Source organism: Allobosea sp. GW821-FHT03A12 (assembly GCF_058986765.1).
Genome location: NZ_JBYSVZ010000001.1, coordinates 528,305 through 547,799, shown reverse-complemented (window position 1 = coordinate 547,799; position 19,495 = coordinate 528,305). Strand labels below are relative to the sequence as shown.

Below are 19,495 nucleotides of genomic sequence, written 5' to 3'. Positions count from 1 at the left end.
ATGTATGCGCTGAGAAGCGACTTTCTTCACGACATCAACGACCTGGCCGACATGCTGCGGCCTCGCACCAAGTCGGTGCTCGATCGACTGGTCGGGCGCATGGCGGTCGGGCAGATCTTCGGCGATCAGTTCCTCTATGAGGTCCACGGCCCTTTCGTCCCGCCGCATCAAAAGCCTGCCCGGCGCCCGCTGACGACCAGGCTGATCGAGGCGCTGTCGGGACGGCTGCGCAGGATTGCCCTTGGGGTGCAGCTACGCCACGCGGCAAACGCATTGTCGGGGCTCGACGACAGGATGCTGAAGGATATCGGCATCAGCCGTTCGGAGATCGAGTTCAGCGTTCGGCGCGCCGATCCGCGGCCATGACCACTCACTGTACGGCGCGAGGCCCCCCGAAGCGCCATGCCCCCCACCCGTTTATCGAGCCTACCGAGCAAAACTCACCGGGAGACACATCCAATGTCCACTATGCTTCAAGCTGCCGCCCCGCAGAAGATCGACCACGAGGCGATCAAGCTCCGCCAGCATGGCGCCTGGTCGTCCGGCGACTACGCCATCGTCGGAACGACCCTGCAGATCGTCGGCGAACGTCTGTGCGAGGCGCTCGACTTGCGCAGCGGCCAGGCTGTGCTCGATGTCGCCGCCGGGAACGGCAATGCCAGTCTCGCCGCGGCTCGCCGCTGGTGCGACGTCACCAGCACGGACTATGTCGCGGCCTTGCTCGATCGTGGCCGCGAGCGCGCTGCGGCCGAGCGGCTAGACATCTCCTTCCGCGAAGCCGATGCCGAAGCCTTGCCGTTCGCGAATGGCCATTTCGACGCGGTCATGTCGACCTTCGGGGTGATGTTCACGCCCGATCAGGAGCGCGCGGCCGTAGAGCTTCTGCGCGTCTGCAGACATGGCGGCAAGATCGGCCTGGCCAACTGGACGCCGGACGGCTTCATCGGCCAGCTCTTCAAAACGATCGGGAAACATGTCCCACCGGCTCCTGGGCTGCGTTCTCCCGCGCTCTGGGGCACAGAGGAGCGCCTGGCCGAGCTGTTCGGGTCGCCCGGCGTGTCCATCCGGACGACGCGGCGCGACTTCGTCTTTCGCTATCGCTCGCCGGAGCACTGGCTCCAGGTCTTCAGCAGCTACTATGGACCAGTGCTCAAGGTCTTCGCGGCGCTGGACCAGCCTGCCAAGGCGGCGTTGGCGCTGGATCTGACGGCGCTTGTCGAACAGTTCAACCGATCGGGCGATGCAAGCGTGGTGGTGCCGAGCAGTTATCTCGAGGTCGTCGTCACGCGAGGGCTGAAATGAGTTCGGCCGCCTCGGTCCGCGCCTGCGCCCAGGCGGCTGCTCCAACCACACGCTAACGCGTCTTTCGCATCGACTAGGCCAGGCCGCTCGAACCGAGGATCCACGACCTTCGTGGCTCCTCGGATCGGCCCCCTGCGGACTGGTCCAACGACACGGCTCATCCGGCATGATATAAGGGCATCCGTGCAGGTTCGGCGCTTTCCGGCCTGCACAGATCTCGGTCGGAAGGGGAACGGCCGTGCGTTCTATGCCATGCACCTTGCGCCAGGCTGTTCCAGCGACGCGGCGCGAGACCATCGCGCTGCTCGGCGCGATGGCGGCATCCACGATCTCGACCCAGGCACAGCAGAAAACCACGCCGGTCATCGGCTATCTCGGCTCGGAATCGCCCGAGCCTTACGCCAGCCGCCTCGCCGCCTTTGCCGAGGGGCTGGCCGAAGCCGGATATGTCGACGGCCGCAATGTCGCGATCGATTTTCGCTGGGCTGAAGGCCAGTATGGCCGATTACCGGCACTCGCGGTGGATCTTGCCGATCGCCAGGTCAGCGTCATGGTCGCGCCGGGCGGTGCGGAGGTCGCGCTCGCCGCACGGTCGGCGACCAAGACGATCCCGATCGTCTTCGAGCTGGGGGGCGATCCTGTCGCGCTGGGGCTGGTCGCCAGCCTGTCCCGGCCGGGCGGCAATCTCACCGGCGTAAGCAGCCTCAGCGTGGAAGTCTCGCTGAAACGGCTGGAGTTCATGAGCGAGCTGTTTCCGGCCGCCAAGACCTTTGCCGTCGCCGTCAATCCGACGAGCCCGACCTCGGCTTCGCAATCGCGAAACCTGCAGGCCGCTGCGGGCAGCCTCGGATTGGGACTGCGCCTCCTCAATGCCAGCAGCGAGCCGGAACTGGAGGCTCTGTTCGCGGCCGTACCCCAGATGCAGCTGCCTGGGCTGGTCTTCACCTCCGATCCCTATTTCGCCTACCGAAGCCGGCGCCTCGCCGAGCTTGCCATGCGTTACAAAGTACCCGCCATTACCCAGGCGCGGGATTTCCCGAACGCCGGCGGCCTGATGAGCTATGGCGGCGACTTCAGGCAGTCACACCGCCATACCGGAATCTATGCCGGCCGGATCATCAAGGGTGAGAAACCCTCAGATCTGCCGGTCCAGCGCGTGACGAAGCTCGAGCTATTCGTCAATCTGAAGGCGGCCGAGCAGCTTGGACTGACCATGCCGCCTTCAATTTTGAGCAGCGCGGACGTAGTGATCGAATAGACTTGGCCGGAAAGCCGGCGCATGAGCTGTCACGGTGACTCAATCGCCATCCGCTCCACGGAGCTCGCTCTTCGCGAAGTATTTCATCGCGCTGTTCGCGGCAGTCGTCGTGCCCCTTCTCGTTGCCGGCGGTAGCGAAGCCTGGTTTGGTCATCGCGACCAGAAGGCAAGGCTGAACGACCTTCTCGAAGCAGAAGCCCGATCCGCTGCTGCGAAAATTCAGGATTTCCTGGACGGGATCCGCGATCAACTGGCGTGGACGGTCCAGCTGCCATGGTCCGACAGCGCTGACGAGAGACGCAGGCTCGACGCTTTTCGTCTGTTGCGTCAGGTCCCTGCCGTCGTCAGCCTGGCCCTTGTCGACGCCACCGGGCGAGAGCGCATATTTGTCTCGCGCTTGGGGCTCAACAAGGTCGAGGGCGGTGCAGACCACTCGGTCAGCCCTGCGCTCCAGAATGTCCGCCCGGGCGGTGTTTGGTACGGCCCCGTGACCTTCCATGGCGGCTCCGAGCCCTTCTTGACCATTGCCGTAGCCGGCACCCGTTCGGCCGTCGGCGTGGCGGTCGCCGAGGTCAATCTCAAGCTGATCTGGGACGTCATCTCGGCGATCCGGGTCGGCCGAACCGGAGCAGCATTCGTTCTCGACCAGCCGGGGCGCCTCATCGCTCATCCCGATATCAGCCTGGTTCTGCGCGCAGACCAGACCGCTATACAGCCGCTCCAGACTCTTCGAGCGAGCATTACGTCGCAACGTGGCGAGGCGACATCAGGACGCGACATCGGCGGACATACGGTGCTGGCCGCGATGGCGCCGATACCCGGCGTCGACTGGAGCGTCGTCGTCAAGCAACCAGTCGCCGAGGCCTTCGAGCCGATCTATGCCGCTCTGTGGCGTACCGGAGCAGTCCTCATTGTTGGTTCCGGCCTCGCGGCGGCGCTCGCCTACTGGCTCACCCAGCGCATGATCAAGCCGATCCGCATTCTGGAAGACGGCGTGGCGCAGATCGGCGCCGGGCAATTCAACCATCGGATCGACATCGCCACAGGCGACGAATTTGAGCGGCTGGCGACACGCTTCAACGAGATGGCGGGCGATCTGGCAGTGTCGCAGGAGCGCTCGGAGCGGATCGGCCGGCTGAAGCGATTTCTCGCGCCGCAGGTGGCCGAACTGGTCGACCGGTCTGGCGACGACAGCGTGCTCGACGGTCGGCGCATCGAGGTGGTCGTCGTTTTCGGCGATCTGCGCGGTTTCACGGCCTTCTCGGCGCGTGCCGAGCCTGAAATCGTCATGAGCTTCCTAAGCGAATACTACGATGCTCTGGACAGGGTGGTGATCGACCACGGGGCCACGCTGACGCATTTTTCCGGTGACGGGATGATGGTCCTGATCAATGCCCCGGTGTCCCGTGCGGACCCGGCCTTGTGCGCCGTCAATATGGCGCGGGACATGCAGAAGACCGTCCAGTCCCTTTTGTTCGATCGACGGAGCCTCGACCACCAACTTGGCTTCGGGATCGGGCTCGCGATGGGGCCTGCGACGGTGGGGCGTATCGGCTCCGAAGGCCGGCTCGAATACACTGCGATTGGAACCGTCGTGAATCTCGCCTCGCGCCTATGCGCAAGCGCTGGTAATGCCGAAGTCCTGATCGATGTGGTCGCCGCGGAGGCCATCGATGGGCGGGCGCCTCTGGTTGAACTGAATGCGCACATTCTGAAGGGGTTCGACCAACCCGTTCGGGTTTTTGCCGCTGACATATAGCGGCAGCTGGATAAGCGCTCGAGCTGCCGCAGTGTTGACGCCGCTGCTAGGCGGCATCGACTTTTGCCAGACGCCGCAAATCGTCGATATCCTTGATCACCAGTCGCCCTCGTCCCAAGGAAATGACGCCGGTGCGCTTCCAGGACTGGAGGTGGCGGTTGACTGTTTCGCGCGTCACGCCGGTGAGCGATGCCAGTTCCTCCTGAGACGCACGGACATCCGTGCCGTAATCGGCAGCGAGCACCAGAATGCGTCGTGCAAGCCGAATTGAGGAAGGCAGGAATCTCGTCTCCTCCATGCGGTCTATGACATCCCGCAGCCGGGCGCAGAGAAGGCCGATGACCTGCTGCGCGATAGAAGGCTCGCGAGCAAGCAGGCTCAAGAATTCGCGCCGCGGCAGAAAAAACATGTCGGTGTCATCCATCGCCACGGCATCGGCGGTCCGGGACTGGCCGTCGAGAAGCGCGATTTCACCGAAGACGTCGCCGCCGCCGAGGACGTTCATCGTCATCTGCTGGCCGAGATCATCCGTCGTTCCGATGCGGATCAGGCCGCGCCTGATGGCATAGAGTCCGTCGCTCGGGTCGCCCTTCAGAAACAGTATCTCCCGCGAAGCGAGGTGCCGCGGCCTGCAGGCCGCCGCGATCTTCTCGAGGGCGTCCTGTTCGAAGCCCGCAAAGAATGGGTTCGCGGACAAGATATTCACGACGCGATGAACGGCGTCGCTCATCGGTGGCCTCCAGAATTGGACCGCGACGGGGCCCTCCGCAGCCTCTGTGATCCGGCGCACAGAACGCTTGGTCGGAATTGTGCTGGAACCCAAGACAATCGGCTGCCGCGGCTGCGTTGAGGTCATATGCGGTCGATCCTGAGGAGAGTATCACACTGCCTAACGGCCCGAACCGTCATGCGTTCGCGCAACGATCAGGCCTTCGACCATTGCACGAGGCGCCCCCGCGGCACGCGGACTGGAATGCCCATTTCTGGCGAGAATCGCCAATATCTCGCCCAGCCCGGAAACTGCGTCTGAGGCTTGCCCAGGCTCTCCGAAGCCGATGCTCCCGATACGGTGCAGCGCCCCTCGACGACATGGCTCCGAATGACATCGTCTCGTCGCGCAAGGAGATCCGCTGCTTGGGGCCGCTATCATCCCGGAAGTGCCGCCCTGTCCTGCCAGGATCGTTTCGGTCCGGCTGCTGACGTGGCAACGACGGGGCTGCGCAAACGCCCAATGACGATGGTCCTCAAAAAACGGGAGGATGAACACCGGCGGCCCGGCCGAAATCCGCCCGCGCGGCGCCGGCCGGGGGGCATGTTACTCCTTGTTTGCCTTCAGGTCGTAGGTGCCGGTCACGGTCGAGCCGAGCGAGCCGTCCTTGTTCTGTGGCTTGTACTCGTACTTGATCTTGGCGAAGTTCAGCGAGAACTGATCGGTCGGCACCGGGTTGCCACCGGTGCTGTCGCCCGATCGATAGCTCGACACGAGCAGATCCTCGAGGGTGATCGTGTAGAACTCCTGCTGGCCCTTGCCCTGCTTGCGGACGTGCAGCACGGCCTTCTTGATGTGCTCGCCGGTGGCGCATTTCAGCATCAGCGTGGGCGACGCATTGCTGACATTGGCCGTGAATTGCAGATCCTGGAAACTGGCCTTGCCAGCGCCGCCGCCGCCGCCCGAGGCGTGGCTTCCGGAATTGCCGACGCCCCAGGAAAAGGACTCGATCTCGATCGTGTCCTTGTGCTTGGAATCCTGGCTCTCGCCTTTGATTCCATCGATCTCGAGCAGAAAGTCGCTGGACATTTTCATCTCCGGTGTTTGATCGTCGTGAAACGAGGTTCGGTGGTGGAAGCGCGTCGCTTGCCAGGTCGCGTCGGCATGCGCGAGGCAGACGGCTTTGATGGTCAGCTAGAGCACCGGCGGCACGCGGGAGCGCCGCCATCGGGCATCGGCAAGCCTCAAGGCCCGCTTTGCACGGCCTTGATCGCCTCCGCGCGATCGAGCTTGATGTCGACTCGCCTCTCGGCCGGCACCGCGCCCTTCTGCTCCGCTTCGCGGTTGCCTTTGGCCTGCCGAACGAAGCGAATGGCCCGGCTCTCGAATTTTCGCCTGATCTCGATTTCCAGCGAGGTGACGCGATCCAGGCTGATCTTGTCGTTGACCTTGATGGAGCCGGTCGTGCTCGCATAGCCGGAGAGCGAGATCGGCACCTTGCCGCCTTTGATCGCGCCCGTCAGGCTCGGGGCGTCCCGCTTCAAGCGGCTGATCCAATCGTCCAGCCGGGACAAGTGCGCATCGCTGATAACCCGCTCGTTCTCCACGAATCGAACGGAGAACGACAGAAGATCCTCGGGGATCGTGACCGGCTTTTCCTTGCTTGGACGATTGACCGCGTAAAGGAAGATCTTGAGCGGCACATCGAGCGAATAGGACGACTTCGAGGCGCCGATCCCGCTCACGCCGACGCCGTATAATCCGAAACTGAGCCCATCGCTCGAATCGCCCGCCTTCATCTTGATGAGAAGGGACACGAACGCGGCATCGGCCTCGTGCGAATTCTGGTTCTGAGTCAGTTCGACGGCTACGGCGACGCCCGACGATCCACCGTTCGAGCCCAAATCGACTGTGCCCTGCGGATCGAACGTCAGTCCGTCGTCGCCATAGTGCACAAGCCATGACGTCGAAAACTTGTAGTGCCCGGTTCCCGGTGCGTTGGGGTAATTTTGCTGAACTCGGGGATTTTGCATAATTTGCCCGATCGCAGCATTCGCCATATTGTCTTCATATAGAGCATAATCTATATTAATATTTAATTTTATTTCTGTTACTTTCTGCCATTTGATATGCCAGTATTTTGCCAAGAAAATTGCACTGAACCCAGTGAAATCCAATTCATGGGTGACATTCCCGATAATAGATACCTTTGCGTCGATATTTATGTTCCCTTTATATTTATGTGGATTGTAGATCTTCATCATCTTGCTTCCATGTTCAGGATGCGATTCTACGACGCAAGGTATGCGCCCTCGCGTGTCCCATTCATGTCGTTCGAGCTGGGGGCGCCAGCGCCCTGCTTTCGTCCGCTCGGCCTGCGCAAGCCAGCTGAACCGCCGGCGCACCCGGACCCACCGCCGGCCCGGATGCCTTCGACGATGTCGTGGACTACTCGGCGATTTCCTCACCGGACCCGCCGAACGCCGCCGGGAAGTCCTTCAACTTGGGCAGGCCGTCCCGCATCGGCAGCACGGTCTCGGCGTAGTTGACGTGGACGCCAGGGGCAAAGGGCAGCGTCGGGATCGTCGCGGCGAAGACGTCGACGAGCCCCAGGGGCGGATGGTTGGTCATCAGATGCCCGCCGCATTTCGAACAGTACTGACGCTGGCTCAGCGCGGTCTTCTGGAAGGTCGCGACATGCTCGACCCCGGATGTGACCCGCACCGCCTCCGGCTTCCACAGGGTAAACGCGTTCACCGGACCACCGGACCACGAGCGGCAGGAGCTGCAATGGCAATAGCCCATCGCCTCCGCTTCGCCGCTGACCTCAAGTTCGACTGCGCCGCAAAAGCATTTTCCAAAGTGCGTCATGGCGTCCCGTTTTCAGCTGATTGAACCCTGTCAACCTGATCAAGCTAGGCTCCGTGACGGGCGGCGGCATCGGGAAGGGCTCCCTATTTTGCGGCTTGGCCCTCCCTATTTTGTCGCCGCCACGATGAGGTCGATGCCCTGCCTCACCGGGCCGCTGAGTGGCTGCTCTTCGCATCGCGGTCTGGGCAGATGCGTCGGCCAACGGAAGCCGCTATGATCCTGAGGTGCCGGACACAGTCCGCGCAGCCGGGTACGACGGCCCGGCAAGAGCGTCTTCGATAGGCACAATCGCTTCCCGCCTCGATCCCGTTGGACTGCCCGACTCGATCAAGCCATGTGGCGTGGCGGGCGGGAGCAGCGGGAGCGCTTTTCCTATTTTGCGGCGCGCTCTCTGTTCTGCGGCAGCAATTTCTGCTCGCCGGCAATCCGGGCCGCCTCGGCACGCGTCCCGACCTCGAGCTTTCCGAGCACCGAGGAAACATGGTGATCGACGGTTTTCGGAGAGATGTGCAGCTGCGCGCCGATCCTGCCATTGCTCAAACCATCGGCGAGGCAGCCGAGAATCTCCATCTCGCGCCTGGTCAATGCGAACGGATTCTGGCGCGTGGACGCTCTTTGGCCGCGCGGAATCTTGAGCATTCCGTTGCCGCGCATCTTCTGCCGCAGGATCGCGGCTGCGGGCGCGGCACCGAGCCTGTCGAATATCTCGAGAGCGGCCAGCTGTGCCGGCGCGTCGCCATCCGTCAAAGCGCGAGCTTCCTCATAGGGACAGCCGAGGCGTCGCCATGCTTCGGCCGCGCCCTGCCAATTCCCCTCGATCTGCAAGAGGAAGGGTGGCGCGCTGTACTCCGGCGCGACGACAGGGTCGCCGGCCTTCCAGCGCCAGAACGTGAGCTCGCCGGCGTACCAGTTGTGCCGGCACCGGGTGGCAAGATCGTAGACCGCGATTGCCTCTGCCCTCGCGGTCTCATGGTCGCCAGCAAGCCAGGCGATCTCGGCGCGTGCCGCACGAACCGGCGCGAGGCGCTGCAGGGTGTTTGTCTGCAACGATAGCTCGAGCGCTTCGTCGAGAGCCGCGGTTGCGCCGGGATCGCCGCGTCTTGCGCGCACGCGGCCCAATGCAACCAAGGCCACGATCCGGCTTATGGCCGCGATGTTGCGGCATTCGACAACCGAGGTTGCGATGTCGAAGGCCTCATTCCAGCGTCCCTGATGGAGCCGCGTGATCGCAAGCCAGGCGCCCATGTAATGACTGGCACGATCCAGGTCGCGATCGGCTGCGTAGGCAATGCCCTCGACGAGATGTCGTTCAGCTTCGAAAAACTGATGCTGCTCACCATAGCACGACCCCAGATTGGTGTAGGCGTGGCCGATCAGGTCTTCGAGCCCGGCCTGGCGGGCGAAAGCGAGGCTTCTGTCCATATACGGACGGCCTCTCTCGTCTCCGGATACAAGCATCGCCGACCCCACGGTATTCTCCGCCGCGGCGATGATGGCCTTATCGTCGAAGCGGGAAGCGAGCTCGATCGCCTTCTTCCCCCAGCGCATGGCGATCAGGCATTCTCGATTCAGCATCCGCAGATGGGCCTGGACCTGGTAGGCAGCTGCCAGCTCGCGCGTGGGAGGCATCACCTCCAGTACCTCGATGGCGCGCCGGCTCGCCTCTTCTGCGGCGGCGTTCTGGCCGCTCCGGACGAGGGGCAAGGCGAGGGCCGCGAGACACTCGCCCTCCTTCAGGCGATCGCCCGCCTGCCGCCAGCATTCGGCTGCCTTGCGATGCGCCCCGCTGGCCTCGATCAGCTCATCGACGATGGCGCATTCCCTGGCGTAGGCCTCCAGGAGCCCCGCTCGTTCGGCGGGCGCTTGAGCGCCGGCGAAGTCGAGGACGCGGAGATACTGCGCGGCCGCGGCGCGATGAGCACCGGCAGCTGCGGCAGCGTGGGCCGCAGCGGGCCCGAATTCCAGGACGGCCTCGGTGTCGCCGGCACCCTCGGCGAAATGGGCCAACAGCGCCAGGTCGCCGCGCCCGCCTCCAAAGGCTTTCAATCCTTCGAGCGCCAACCGGTTGAGCTCACGACGCCGTCTTGGGTCGAGGTGGGTCAGGATCGCGTCGCGGACCAATTCGTGCCGGAACGCGATGCCAGATCCTGCGGCCTCGATCATTCCGTGCCTGACGCAATCCGCCAGGCCTTCAGCCGCGCCGCCAAGGACGTCTTCAAGCAGGCTGTACTCGACCCGGCTGCCAATCACGGCGGCGGCTTCCAGGACATTGCGGCCGGCCGCGCTCAGCTTCGCGGCCCGCGCCAGGACGGCGTCGCGTACCGTCGTCGGTATGCCGCGCCCGGCATTGGCCAGAACCTCAGTGATGAAGAAGGGATTGCCCGACGTCAGCCGGTGCAACGCGGCGGGATCGAGCAGCCGATCTGCCGCCAGGATGCGCACTGCCTCGATCGTCAACCGCCTCAACTCGATGCGGATGGCCGCTCTAGACGATGCCAGTTCACCTAGAAGGATCTGCAGCGGATGCTGTGCGCCAATCTCGTCGTCGCGATAGGTCACGACGATGAGAACGCTGGTTTGCGCGAGGCGACGGGTGAGAAATCGGATGAGATCGAGCGTCGCCTCATCGGCCCAGTGAATGTCCTCGATGAAGAGGAGCGTAGGCTGCGCGGGATCGCGGATCTGATCGAGCACGTTGGAGAAAAGGGCGGCACGCGGCGTATCGCTCTCCAGCTGCGCTAGCAGCCGCCCCCCCAACTGCGGAGCTATGTCGTAGAGCGGACCGAGCGGCGAAGGCGTAAAAAGCGCATCGCAATTGCCCTTCAGGACCCGCATCGCATGACCGCTTGTCGCGAGGAAGCGATCGACGAGGGACGTCTTCCCGATCCCTGCCTCGCCGCTGATCAACGCAATCCGCCCCTGACCGGCGATCGCCTCGCGGCGTGCGGCTTCCAGCGCTTCCAGGTCTGCCTCTCGTTCGAGCAGCTCCAATGGCGATCCCGGTGGGTAGCGGTGGATGCGTTGAATGTTCAATTGGCACCCAGATCCAGGCTCAACGCCCGGCCTTCCATGGGCAGGCCGCTCCAGGCGACGGATGATGCGGCTGCTTCGCTGAGAATCCGCCTTGTCCGAGAGAAGGCCATGGCTTCGCGGGCGACGCGCCTTGAGCGCCCGCCGCGGCCGCAATCTGTTCGGGGGCCCTTGATCGCATGGGCCACCATGTGATCGGCATCACGCACCTGTATGTGATCTACATCACACTTCTGCGGCTTTCGCCGCTTTGGCGATCGGCAGCCGCAGGTTGGAAGAATTGCCAATGCCGAAGCCGAAGCCGAGATGCGCCACGCCAAGAATAGGTCGTGGCGAGCAACCATGCTTGACAGCTCCGACTTTGGATAACCGGCCGAACCTCGACGTGGCCGGCTTGGACAATCGGCTTGGCCGGCTCTGAAGCTGTTTCGGCGTCGCCGAACATGAGTTCAGGGCTGCAAAGCGGATAAGCTGAACGTTAGCCAAGGGCCAGAACCGACGTTCCCCAAAAGCGGCCGATCTGCCCGGATCGCGCCATTTGCGGACATTGGATGGTCGCCCGCAAGCGGACCAAGCGCAATCGAAGAATCGAGCTAAGACCGCTACGCCTCCAGCCCGATCAGCCAATCGCTGTTGCGGTTGAGTGCCTGCCGCTGAAGCCGAATACCGAGGACACGTTCGAGCTCGGAATCATGGACTACCGTCGCCGCATCTGCATCGGCCATCACGCGCCCGGCATCGAGCAGCACGATGCGGTCGCAGAAGCGGGCCGCGAGGTCGAGGTCATGCATGATCACCACGACCACCGCCGTCTCGGCCAGCAACCGCAGCCGATGGGCCAGATCGAGCCTGTGACGGATGTCCAGGCTCGCGCCGGGCTCGTCGGCGAGGATGATGCCCGGGCGCGGCGCGACCGTCGCGGCAAGCATGGTGCGCGCCCTCTCTCCACCAGACAGCGCGTTCCAGCGGCGCCCCGCGAGATCCTTCAACCCATGCTCGCCGATGAGATCGGCAACTGGACGTGACCCGGCAGCGCGGCTCGCTCCCAGCGCCACGATCTCTTCGACCGAATAGTTCCAGGCGGGTTCGAGCTGCTGTGGGAGATAGCCGGCCGTCGCTCCGCGTTCGGCTGCCGACCATTCCGCCAGCTCCCGGCCCTGCCAGAGCACCTGCCCGGCATCCGGCCGGCGATAGCCGGCGAGCACGCGCAGTAGTGTCGACTTGCCGGCGCCGTTGGGGCCGACGAGGCCCGTCAGCGTGCCGCTCGCGAAACTCAGCGAGACGTCGTCGAGCAATCGCTTGCCACCAGCCTCGACACGGATCGAGCGGCATTCGATCCCTGTCATGCCCTGAGCCTCCGTGCCAGCAGCAAGAGGAAGAAGGGCCCGCCGAACAGCGCCGTGATCAGCCCGAGGGGGACTTCGGCCGGCGGAAGTACGGCGCGCGCGATCCCGTCGCACGCGCAGACGAGCGCGGCTCCGATCAGTGCACTCGCCGGCAGCATCGCAGCATGGCGCGGTCCGGCCCACCAGCGCGCCAGATGCGGCGCGATCAGGCCGACGAAGGCGACGAGCCCACCATAGGCGACAGCGGCAGCGACGATCCCTGCCCCGAACAATACTGCGATCCGGACGAAGCGGGCGGGATCGAGCCCGAAGGCGAAGGCCTGCTCTTCGCCGAGGCCAAGCAGATCGAGCCCACGTGCCAGCCGCAGTGATAGGGCGAGTGCGACAATGACCAAGCCGGTGAGCAACAGCAGCCCGGACTGATCCGGCGTCTGGATACCGCCCAGAGTCCAGCTCAGCACGACCTGAAGATTCACGGTGTCATCGGAGAGGGCCAGCATCAGGAAAGACCGTAGCGCCCCCAGCATCGCGGCGATCGCGACGCCGGCAAGCAACAGCCCCGCAGTGTCGGGTCGCCCGTGCAGGCCGGCGATGGCGAGGACCAGCCAGGTCGCGCCCCAGGCGCCGAGGAAGGACAGTCCGGCGAGGGCCGGCCCGGCCGGCAGGCCGAGCGGCACGAGGAGCGCGATGGTCGCGCCGATAGCAGCGCCACCGGCGGAGCCGAGCAGATAAGGCTCGGCCAGAGGGTTGCGGAACACGCCCTGGAAGATCGCGCCGCCAAGCCCCAGCAGCGCGCCGACCAGCGCCGCCGCCAAGACGCGTGGCAGCCGCCAGACCACCAGGAGCTGGCTTTGCAGCGAAGTATCGCCCGACAGGGCCGCGGCCAGTCTCGCAGGGCTTGCCCAGTCATGGCCCGCCATGGCGCCGAAGGCGAGTGCCAGCAGGACGGCGAGCATGAGAAGAGTGAGGCGTTTCATGGCTGGGCCGTCCGCCTCAGCAGCGCTGCAAGCTTCTCGATGCCGTCGACCGTGCGCGGCCCCGGGATCAAGAATTCGGCGCGCGCGACCAGATGGGCGTTGCCGCTGCGGACGGCGCGCAGCAGACGCCAACCGGGCTGGGCGACCAATGCGTCGAGCTCGTCCTTGCGGCCGGCCAAGAGCAGGATGTCGGGATCGGCAGCGATCACCGCCTCGGGCGAGACCTGCGCGACGATGGTCCGCTCCAGCGCATGGCGCCCACCGGCCTTGACCATGGCATCACCGGTATAGCTATCGGCGCGCGCGACCAGCACCAGCCCGTTGCCGAGGCGACCTGTGATCATCACCATGCTGGGGCGCTTCATAGGGGCGGCGGCTTCGACGATCGCGAGGCGCTGCTCAAGTGCCTTGGCGACGGCATCGCCCTGATCAGGTTGCCCTGTCGCCCGGCCGACCAGGCGCAGATTGGCCATCACCTCGGCGACGCTGCGGCTGAGCAGCACGATCACCGGAATGCCGAGCCGTCGCATCGGCTCGATCAGGAGGTGCATGGCCTGGCGCGAGGGTGTGACGATCAGCAATTCCGGCCGCTGCGCGACGATGGCATCGACCGAGAAGCCGAGCCGCCCGCCGACCTGAGGCCGGTCGAGCACCTCCGGCGGATAGCGCGTATAGGCCTCGATACCGACGACCCTGCCTGACAGGCCGAGCGCTGCCACAAGCTCGGTATTCGAGGCGAAGATCGGCACGATCCGCTGCGGTGCGCGGGCGATCTCCACCGCCCGCCCGAGCGCATCGGTCAGCCGAATGGGCTCGGCTGCCGCCGCAGAGCAGATTGCGGGGATCAGTGCCAGGACCAGGCCGAGCCAGCGCAAGCGCGTCATCCGACCGTCAGAACCTCGCCTGCAGGCCCGCCTGGACCTCCAGCCCCGGCATCGAGGTTCCGTAGCCGCCATTGGCGAAGCGGGAATCGAGTTTGTAGGGCCTCTTGTCGAGGCCGATGAAGATCGGATGCTCGTTCTTGTTGAAGAGGTTGTTGACCAGCGCGAACAGCTTCACGCCCTTGGCGATCTCGACCTCGCCACGCACGTTCCAGATCCAGAACGGGTTCTTGCGATGGATCCAGTCGCGGTACGGCTCCGCCGTGGCAACCAGATTTTCCTCGGTGTTGTACCACATCGGCCCGTAGAGCGTGCCCGAGACCTGAACCGACCAGGGATACTGCACGCCACTCTGGCCGAAGCGCGTGCCGATCGCCGCCTGGTATTGATACATCCGCTCCGGCTTGCGGCTGTTCGCGGTGACGGCGGCGCCCTTGTCCTCCATGTCGAAGTTCCAGGCACCGTTGCCGAACACGGACCAGCGCCAGGGCGTGTCGCCGTATCCCGCCAGTTTCAGGATGTCGGCATCGGCCTGCAATTCGACGCCGCGCACGACGACGTCGCCGGAGTTGTTCGCATAGTCGGAGGTGTTGGCCACGCCCGGCCGGGCGCGTGTGATGATGCGATCGGAAATGACGTTCTGGAAGATCGCCAGGTCCAGGCGCCAGCCTTCCCCCGCATAGGCGGCGCCGGCCTCGACCTGCTCGCTCGTTTCAGGCTTCACCGACGGGTTGCCGAAGATGCGCCCGCCGCCCAGCGTATTGAAGTCCGCGGCGAGCTCCGTCGCGGTCGGGGCGCGGAAGCCGGTGGCATAGCCGACGCGGAAGGTCAGCCGGTCGGTCGCCTTGAAGGTCGCGCCGGTCGAATAGGTCGTCGCCTGGTAGTCGACCTCGCGCGGGCGCTGGTCGGCGAGGTTCGGCGTGTATTCGAAGCTGGTCGTGCCGAAGGTGCGGCGCACGCCGGCGCGCAATGTGACGCGGTCGTCGAAGAGCTTCTGCGAATCCTCGACATAGAGCGCGTTGACCGTCTCGGACTGGTTATTGTCCTGCGGCGAGACTGGCGCCAGCGGGTTGCCGGGAACGCCGATGCGGTCCCGGATCGAACGCAGGGTACTGCGCTCCCAGTCCCAGCCGGCCAGCAGATCGTTGCCGGCCCAGAGCGTCATGCTCGGCTGGAAGCGCGTGCCGACGATGTTGAGTTCGCGCCTATTGTAGTCGGCCGAAGTGCCGGGCGCCGGCAAGCCGGTGCCGCCGCGGATGATCGGCGAAGCCCAGCGGAAATTATCGACGTCCTGCACGGCATAGCCCTGCAGCATCCAGCGATACTGTCCGCCGGGAAGCTGTCCCCGATAGGTGACGTCGAAGGAGTTGTTGTAGCGATCCTCCTGGCTGATCGTGTTGGCGCCGGAGCCGCGGAAGCCGACATCGTAGATGCCGTCGGTGCGCAGCGTCGTCTCGATGCGGTGGTCGGGATTGATCTGTAGGCCGAGCGCGCCGGCGACGCCCAAGCGCTTCCAGCCGGTGTTCTCCATCTTCGAACCGCCGCGGCCGGAGCGGTAATCGTCGCGGGAGCCGCCGGAGATGCCGGCGTAATAATCGATGCTGTCATAGAGCCCGCCGGTCTGGGCCTTGCCTTGCAAGAGCCCCCAGGAGCCCCCTGCCCCTTCGATCATCGTGCCCGGCGCGGTGCGGCCGGTCTTCAGGAGGATGTTGATGACGCCGCCGATGTTCTGGCTGCCATAGACGACCGAGGACGGGCCGCGGATGATCTCGATGCGTTCGACATCGGCCGTCGACAGCTTGGACAGGTTTGCCGTGCCGGCGCGCCGGCCGTTCATCAGCACCAGCACCTGGCTGCGGAAGTCCTTGCCCTGCCCGTCGGTGGTGCCGCCGCGGATGTTGATCGAGGTCTGACCGGGCGTCCACTGGCTGAAAAAGCCGACGGCATTCTCGGCCAGCAGGTCAGTCAGCGACTGCGACCGGCTGCGCTCGATCTGCGCGGAATCGATGACCTGGACAGTGCCGGGAATGCTGCTGCGCGGTTCGGGGCGTCCGGTCGCCGTCACGACGAGTTCGTCGAGCTTGATCTCGGTCTGGGCGAAGGCAGGGGCACTCGCTGCTGCCGTCAGGCAGGTCGCGGCAAGCAGGCAGGCTTTGCGGGCATTCGGGCGGATCATGTCAGGTCCCAGACGAGGATGGCCGAGCGGCGATGGCAGGAGAGGCGGAAGCCGGCCGGCGTCGGCGCGGCCTGCTTGTAGAGGTGGTCGAAAAGCTGGGGCCGGCGCGGGTCGTCAGGCGCCCAGCCCAACCGGTCGGCCTGGAACGCCGCGAAGGCGGCGAGGTCCGGCAGCTCGAGCGAAAAGGTCCAGTCCGTCACGTCGGAGCGGTCGGGCAGGTCTGAGCCGAGCCGCGGCAGCACCAGATCGATGCCCGGCGTCTCGTCCTCGCGATGCCATTCGCGCGGCAGGCAGGCGGCAAGGATGAGCCCTTTCGGAGCAGCCTGTGCTGGCACGACCCAGACGATCTGACGGCGTGCCCAGCGCCGGCAGCGCCCGAGGAAGGCGAGCGGATCATGGAAATAGCCCGGCATCGTCGCCGCGAGGACCGTGTCGGCGGGCTCGCAGACAATGCGCTCATCATCCCAGCCGAGCGGGATGATCTGGGGCCGCTCGGCTCGGAGCGCGAGACGCCCCTGCATCACCGGTGACGGCTCGATCACCGTCCAATGGCTCGCGCGACCGAGCAAGGCTGCACCGAGCTGGCCGCCGCCCGCACCGACATCGACGAGATCGCCGATATCCGAGGTCAAGCGGCGGATGAGCGGCGCCACGCGCGACGCATAATCGGAACTGTCGATCGCGCTGGCATAAAGCGCGAGAGGGTCGAGCGAACCGGCATTCACCCACGTGGAAAGAGGCATAGCAGCATGCATGTCGCGGCTATGAATGATATGTTATATCATTACAAGTCATCTTGTCGGCCACAAGCGTCGCCGGCTTCGCCTGGCGCCAATGGCGGCAGCGCAGTCCCAGGTGCATGGTCATCGTCGTCAGCCCCTCGCTGTGCGGAACAGGGCTGCTCGGAAGCGCGGCAGATACGGCGGCAATCGCGGCCGGACATGCTGCGATCCGCCGGACACCCCGCCCGCGCGACATCAATACGCCGTCGGGGCAGGTCTCCTGGCTCGCGGATCAACGCTTTCGACCGTCTTCCCAGCGCTTGGCGCCAGTGACATCAGGGACGAAAACTCACCGCTTACAGTTGCGGGGGCAGCTCCGGATTGGGCGATCAATGCCGCACCGGATTCCCTCTTAGCTTCGGATCGCTCCGAAGACCTCGACGCGCGTCAACCTATATGGCGGGATTGTGGCGTCAACCCGCTACGTCGGCAGCGCCACCTAGGCTGTGGATGGCGCGGACGATCGCATCGAGCCCATCGGTCAGCGCGGCCGGGCCGGGCTGGAGGATGAGCGGCGATTTGATCTCGACGATCCGGCCATCGGCGACAGCAGGAATCGCCGACCAGCCGGGACGATCCATGATGCGCTGCGGCACGACCTTCTTGCCGCACCAGGAGGCAAGGATGAGATCCGGCGCAGCGGCGATTACCTCCTCGGAGCCGACGATCCTGTCGCGTGCCGCCTGCCCACGCGCCCTGTCCGCGAAGACATCGATCCCGCCGGCGATCCTGATCAGTTCGGAGACCCAGCCGATGCCCGATATCAGCGGCTCGTCCCATTCCTCGAAGTAGACCTTCGGCCGCCAGTCCAATGCTGGCGCGCGGGCCGCGATGTCCGCGAGCCGGCGCTCATAGGAACGCACGAGCGCCTCGGCCTTGTCCGGTACGCCGACCAGTGCCCCGCATGTACGGATCATCGCCAGGATGCCGGCAATGTCGCGGTGGTTGAAAGCGTGCACGGCAAGACCGGCCCGGATGAGATCGGCGACGATCCCGGCCTGAAGATCGGAGAAAGTCAGGACCAGATCCGGTTCAAGGGCCAGGATCTTCGGAACGTCAGCCGAGGTGAAGGCGGAGACCCGCGGCTTCTCGCGCCTGACCTCAGGCGGGCGGACGGCATAGCCGGAGACGCCGACGATCCGCTCCTGCTCGCCGAGAAGATAGAGCGTCTCGACCGTTTCCTCGGTCAGGCAGACGATGCGGCGAGGTGGAAAGCAGGCGGTCAAAGGTCCCCTCCCCGCATGACGGCTTCAGGATTCACGAGCTCGCAGGAACTGCTTCTTACCGATCGGTTCATAAGCGTGCTCGTCCACCGGTAGACCACCGAGGATGTGCTCCGCGATGATCCTGTCGACAGCGGCCTCGTCGACACCGCCATAATAGGTGCCTTCGGGCCAGACCTGCACGACCGGCGCCAGATTGCAGGGTCCAAGGCAACTCGTCTTGGCGCTCATGCAGCCATCGCCGGAGGTCCGCAGCGACAGGCGATCCTGCTCGTTGCGGAAATGGCCCCAGATCACTTCGGCTCCCGCGACATTGCAGGGGCCGCCCATGCAGACCAGAACGCGCCGCTTCTGCGCCGGTACGAGCGAGCCCTCCGGAGAAGTCTTGGCCGAGCCGAGAGGCAGCTCGGTCCGCTCGGCCGCAAGCGCCGCGTCGAGCAGCGAGACAAGGCTCGCTTCGTTCGGCAGCAAGGTCGCGATCTCGATGGCGGGCCAGGGTCGTTCGTCGCGCGAGCGCCAGCGGGTCAGGGTACGCGTGAGCCAGGCCTGGAAATTCGGCTCGGCCGGGATCAGCATGGGCAGGATGACCAGCCGCCCACAACCGGCTGCGACCAGCTTGCCGAGCGCGTGCCGCAGCGATGGCGAGCCCTGTTCGGAAAAAGCGAACAGGGCTTCCTGCACGCCGAGGCGCGTCGCGAGCGCGGCACGCAGCCGTTCCATCTCCTTGAGCGGCGGCGCCGTGATCGCCGAGCGCGCGAGCAGTAGCACCGTGACCGGCGGTGGCGGCGCCGTTTCGTCAGTCTGGCTCACCTGCCTCACTCCCAGCTCAAGGCGCCGCCGTTCTGATATTCGATGACGCGGGTCTCGAAGAAGTTCTTTTCCTTCTTCAGGTCCATCGCCTCGCTCATCCAGGGGAACGGGTTTTCGGTTTCGGCGAAGACGGGAGTGAGCCCGAGCTGGCCGCAGCGGCGGTTGGCGATGAAGTGCATGTATTGCTCACACAGCGCCGCATTCAGCCCGAGGAAGCCCCTCGGCATGGTGTCGCGACCGTAGGCCGCTTCGAGTTCGGCCGCCTCGCGGATCATGCCGCGGACCTCGTCCTGGAAGGCCCTGGTCCAGAGATGCGGATTCTCGATCTTGATCTGGTTGATGACGTCGATGCCGAAGTTAAGGTGGATGCT

The 19,495-nt window shown here is 65.0% G+C and carries 16 protein-coding genes, 1 pseudogene and 1 riboswitch; of the genes and pseudogenes, 4 read left to right on the top strand and 13 right to left on the bottom strand.

Annotated features, from left to right (window positions below; all coding sequences use genetic code 11):
* The 4 genes from AC3WLC_RS02595 to AC3WLC_RS02580 all read left to right on the top strand — a co-directional run bounded on the left by AC3WLC_RS02595 (window position 1) and on the right by AC3WLC_RS02580 (window position 4,319).
* The gene (locus tag AC3WLC_RS02595) at window positions 1-366 is read left to right on the top strand and encodes a DUF1127 domain-containing protein (protein ID WP_493682372.1); all 366 of its coding nucleotides are present in this window, start codon (window positions 1-3) and stop codon (window positions 364-366) included.
* Window positions 367-459: 93 nt separating this feature from the next.
* The gene (locus tag AC3WLC_RS02590; RefSeq protein ID WP_493682371.1) at window positions 460-1,302 is read left to right on the top strand and encodes a class I SAM-dependent methyltransferase; all 843 of its coding nucleotides are present in this window, start codon (window positions 460-462) and stop codon (window positions 1,300-1,302) included.
* A gap of 247 nt (window positions 1,303-1,549) precedes the next feature.
* Complete coding sequence (locus AC3WLC_RS02585; RefSeq protein WP_493683120.1) at window positions 1,550-2,560, top strand: ABC transporter substrate-binding protein; 1,011 nt, start codon at window positions 1,550-1,552, stop codon at window positions 2,558-2,560.
* A 34-nt stretch (window positions 2,561-2,594) separates the two neighbouring features.
* The gene (locus AC3WLC_RS02580) at window positions 2,595-4,319 is read left to right on the top strand and encodes a cache domain-containing protein (RefSeq protein ID WP_493682370.1); all 1,725 of its coding nucleotides are present in this window, start codon (window positions 2,595-2,597) and stop codon (window positions 4,317-4,319) included.
* 46 nt (window positions 4,320-4,365) lie between these two features.
* On the opposite strand, the gene AC3WLC_RS02575 is transcribed toward AC3WLC_RS02580, so the two are convergent.
* The 13 genes and pseudogenes from AC3WLC_RS02575 to AC3WLC_RS02515 form a co-directional block, all read right to left on the bottom strand.
* Window positions 4,366-5,049: a Crp/Fnr family transcriptional regulator gene (locus AC3WLC_RS02575; RefSeq protein WP_493682369.1), complete on the bottom strand. Its 684-nt coding sequence runs from the start codon at window positions 5,047-5,049 to the stop codon at window positions 4,366-4,368.
* Between the two features lie 585 nt (window positions 5,050-5,634).
* Entirely contained in the window at window positions 5,635-6,117 is a 483-nt protein-coding gene (locus tag AC3WLC_RS02570; protein ID WP_493682368.1) for an Hcp family type VI secretion system effector, read from the bottom strand.
* Window positions 6,118-6,272: 155 nt separating this feature from the next.
* Window positions 6,273-7,292: an OmpA family protein gene (locus AC3WLC_RS02565; RefSeq protein WP_493682367.1), complete on the bottom strand. Its 1,020-nt coding sequence runs from the start codon at window positions 7,290-7,292 to the stop codon at window positions 6,273-6,275.
* A gap of 184 nt (window positions 7,293-7,476) precedes the next feature.
* Entirely contained in the window at window positions 7,477-7,899 is a 423-nt protein-coding gene (locus AC3WLC_RS02560) for a GFA family protein (protein WP_493682366.1), read from the bottom strand.
* 372 nt (window positions 7,900-8,271) lie between these two features.
* A complete protein-coding gene (locus AC3WLC_RS02555; RefSeq protein WP_493682365.1) occupies window positions 8,272-10,890 on the bottom strand; it encodes an ATP-binding protein in 2,619 nt (872 codons plus the stop codon).
* Window positions 10,891-11,531: 641 nt separating this feature from the next.
* Window positions 11,532-12,275 carry an ABC transporter ATP-binding protein gene (locus tag AC3WLC_RS02550; RefSeq protein WP_493682364.1) on the bottom strand — a complete coding sequence of 248 codons (744 nt, stop codon included), beginning with the start codon at window positions 12,273-12,275 and terminating at the stop codon, window positions 11,532-11,534.
* On the bottom strand, window positions 12,272-13,252 hold the full coding sequence (locus AC3WLC_RS02545; protein WP_493682363.1) for a FecCD family ABC transporter permease: 981 nt from the start codon (window positions 13,250-13,252) through the stop codon (window positions 12,272-12,274). The genes AC3WLC_RS02550 and AC3WLC_RS02545 overlap by 4 nt, the downstream gene beginning before the upstream one ends.
* Window positions 13,249-14,136: an ABC transporter substrate-binding protein gene (locus AC3WLC_RS02540; RefSeq protein ID WP_493682362.1), complete on the bottom strand. Its 888-nt coding sequence runs from the start codon at window positions 14,134-14,136 to the stop codon at window positions 13,249-13,251. The genes AC3WLC_RS02545 and AC3WLC_RS02540 overlap by 4 nt, the downstream gene beginning before the upstream one ends.
* A gap of 7 nt (window positions 14,137-14,143) precedes the next feature.
* Window positions 14,144-16,309 carry a TonB-dependent receptor gene (locus AC3WLC_RS02535; protein WP_493682361.1) on the bottom strand — a complete coding sequence of 722 codons (2,166 nt, stop codon included), beginning with the start codon at window positions 16,307-16,309 and terminating at the stop codon, window positions 14,144-14,146.
* Window positions 16,306-17,052, bottom strand: a complete 747-nt coding sequence (locus tag AC3WLC_RS02530) for a hypothetical protein (RefSeq protein WP_493682360.1) — start codon at window positions 17,050-17,052, stop codon at window positions 16,306-16,308. The genes AC3WLC_RS02535 and AC3WLC_RS02530 overlap by 4 nt, the downstream gene beginning before the upstream one ends.
* 232 nt (window positions 17,053-17,284) lie before the next feature.
* A riboswitch (cobalamin riboswitch) is annotated at window positions 17,285-17,487 on the bottom strand.
* A gap of 17 nt (window positions 17,488-17,504) precedes the next feature.
* Complete coding sequence (locus AC3WLC_RS02525; protein WP_493682359.1) at window positions 17,505-18,317, bottom strand: cobalamin-binding protein; 813 nt, start codon at window positions 18,315-18,317, stop codon at window positions 17,505-17,507.
* Between the two features lie 24 nt (window positions 18,318-18,341).
* Window positions 18,342-19,124 (bottom strand): (2Fe-2S) ferredoxin domain-containing protein, encoded by a 783-nt coding sequence (locus AC3WLC_RS02520; RefSeq protein WP_493682358.1) that lies wholly within the window; start codon window positions 19,122-19,124, stop codon window positions 18,342-18,344.
* 5 nt (window positions 19,125-19,129) lie between these two features.
* Window positions 19,130-19,495: pseudogene (locus AC3WLC_RS02515) on the bottom strand (ribonucleotide-diphosphate reductase subunit beta); the annotation flags it as partial.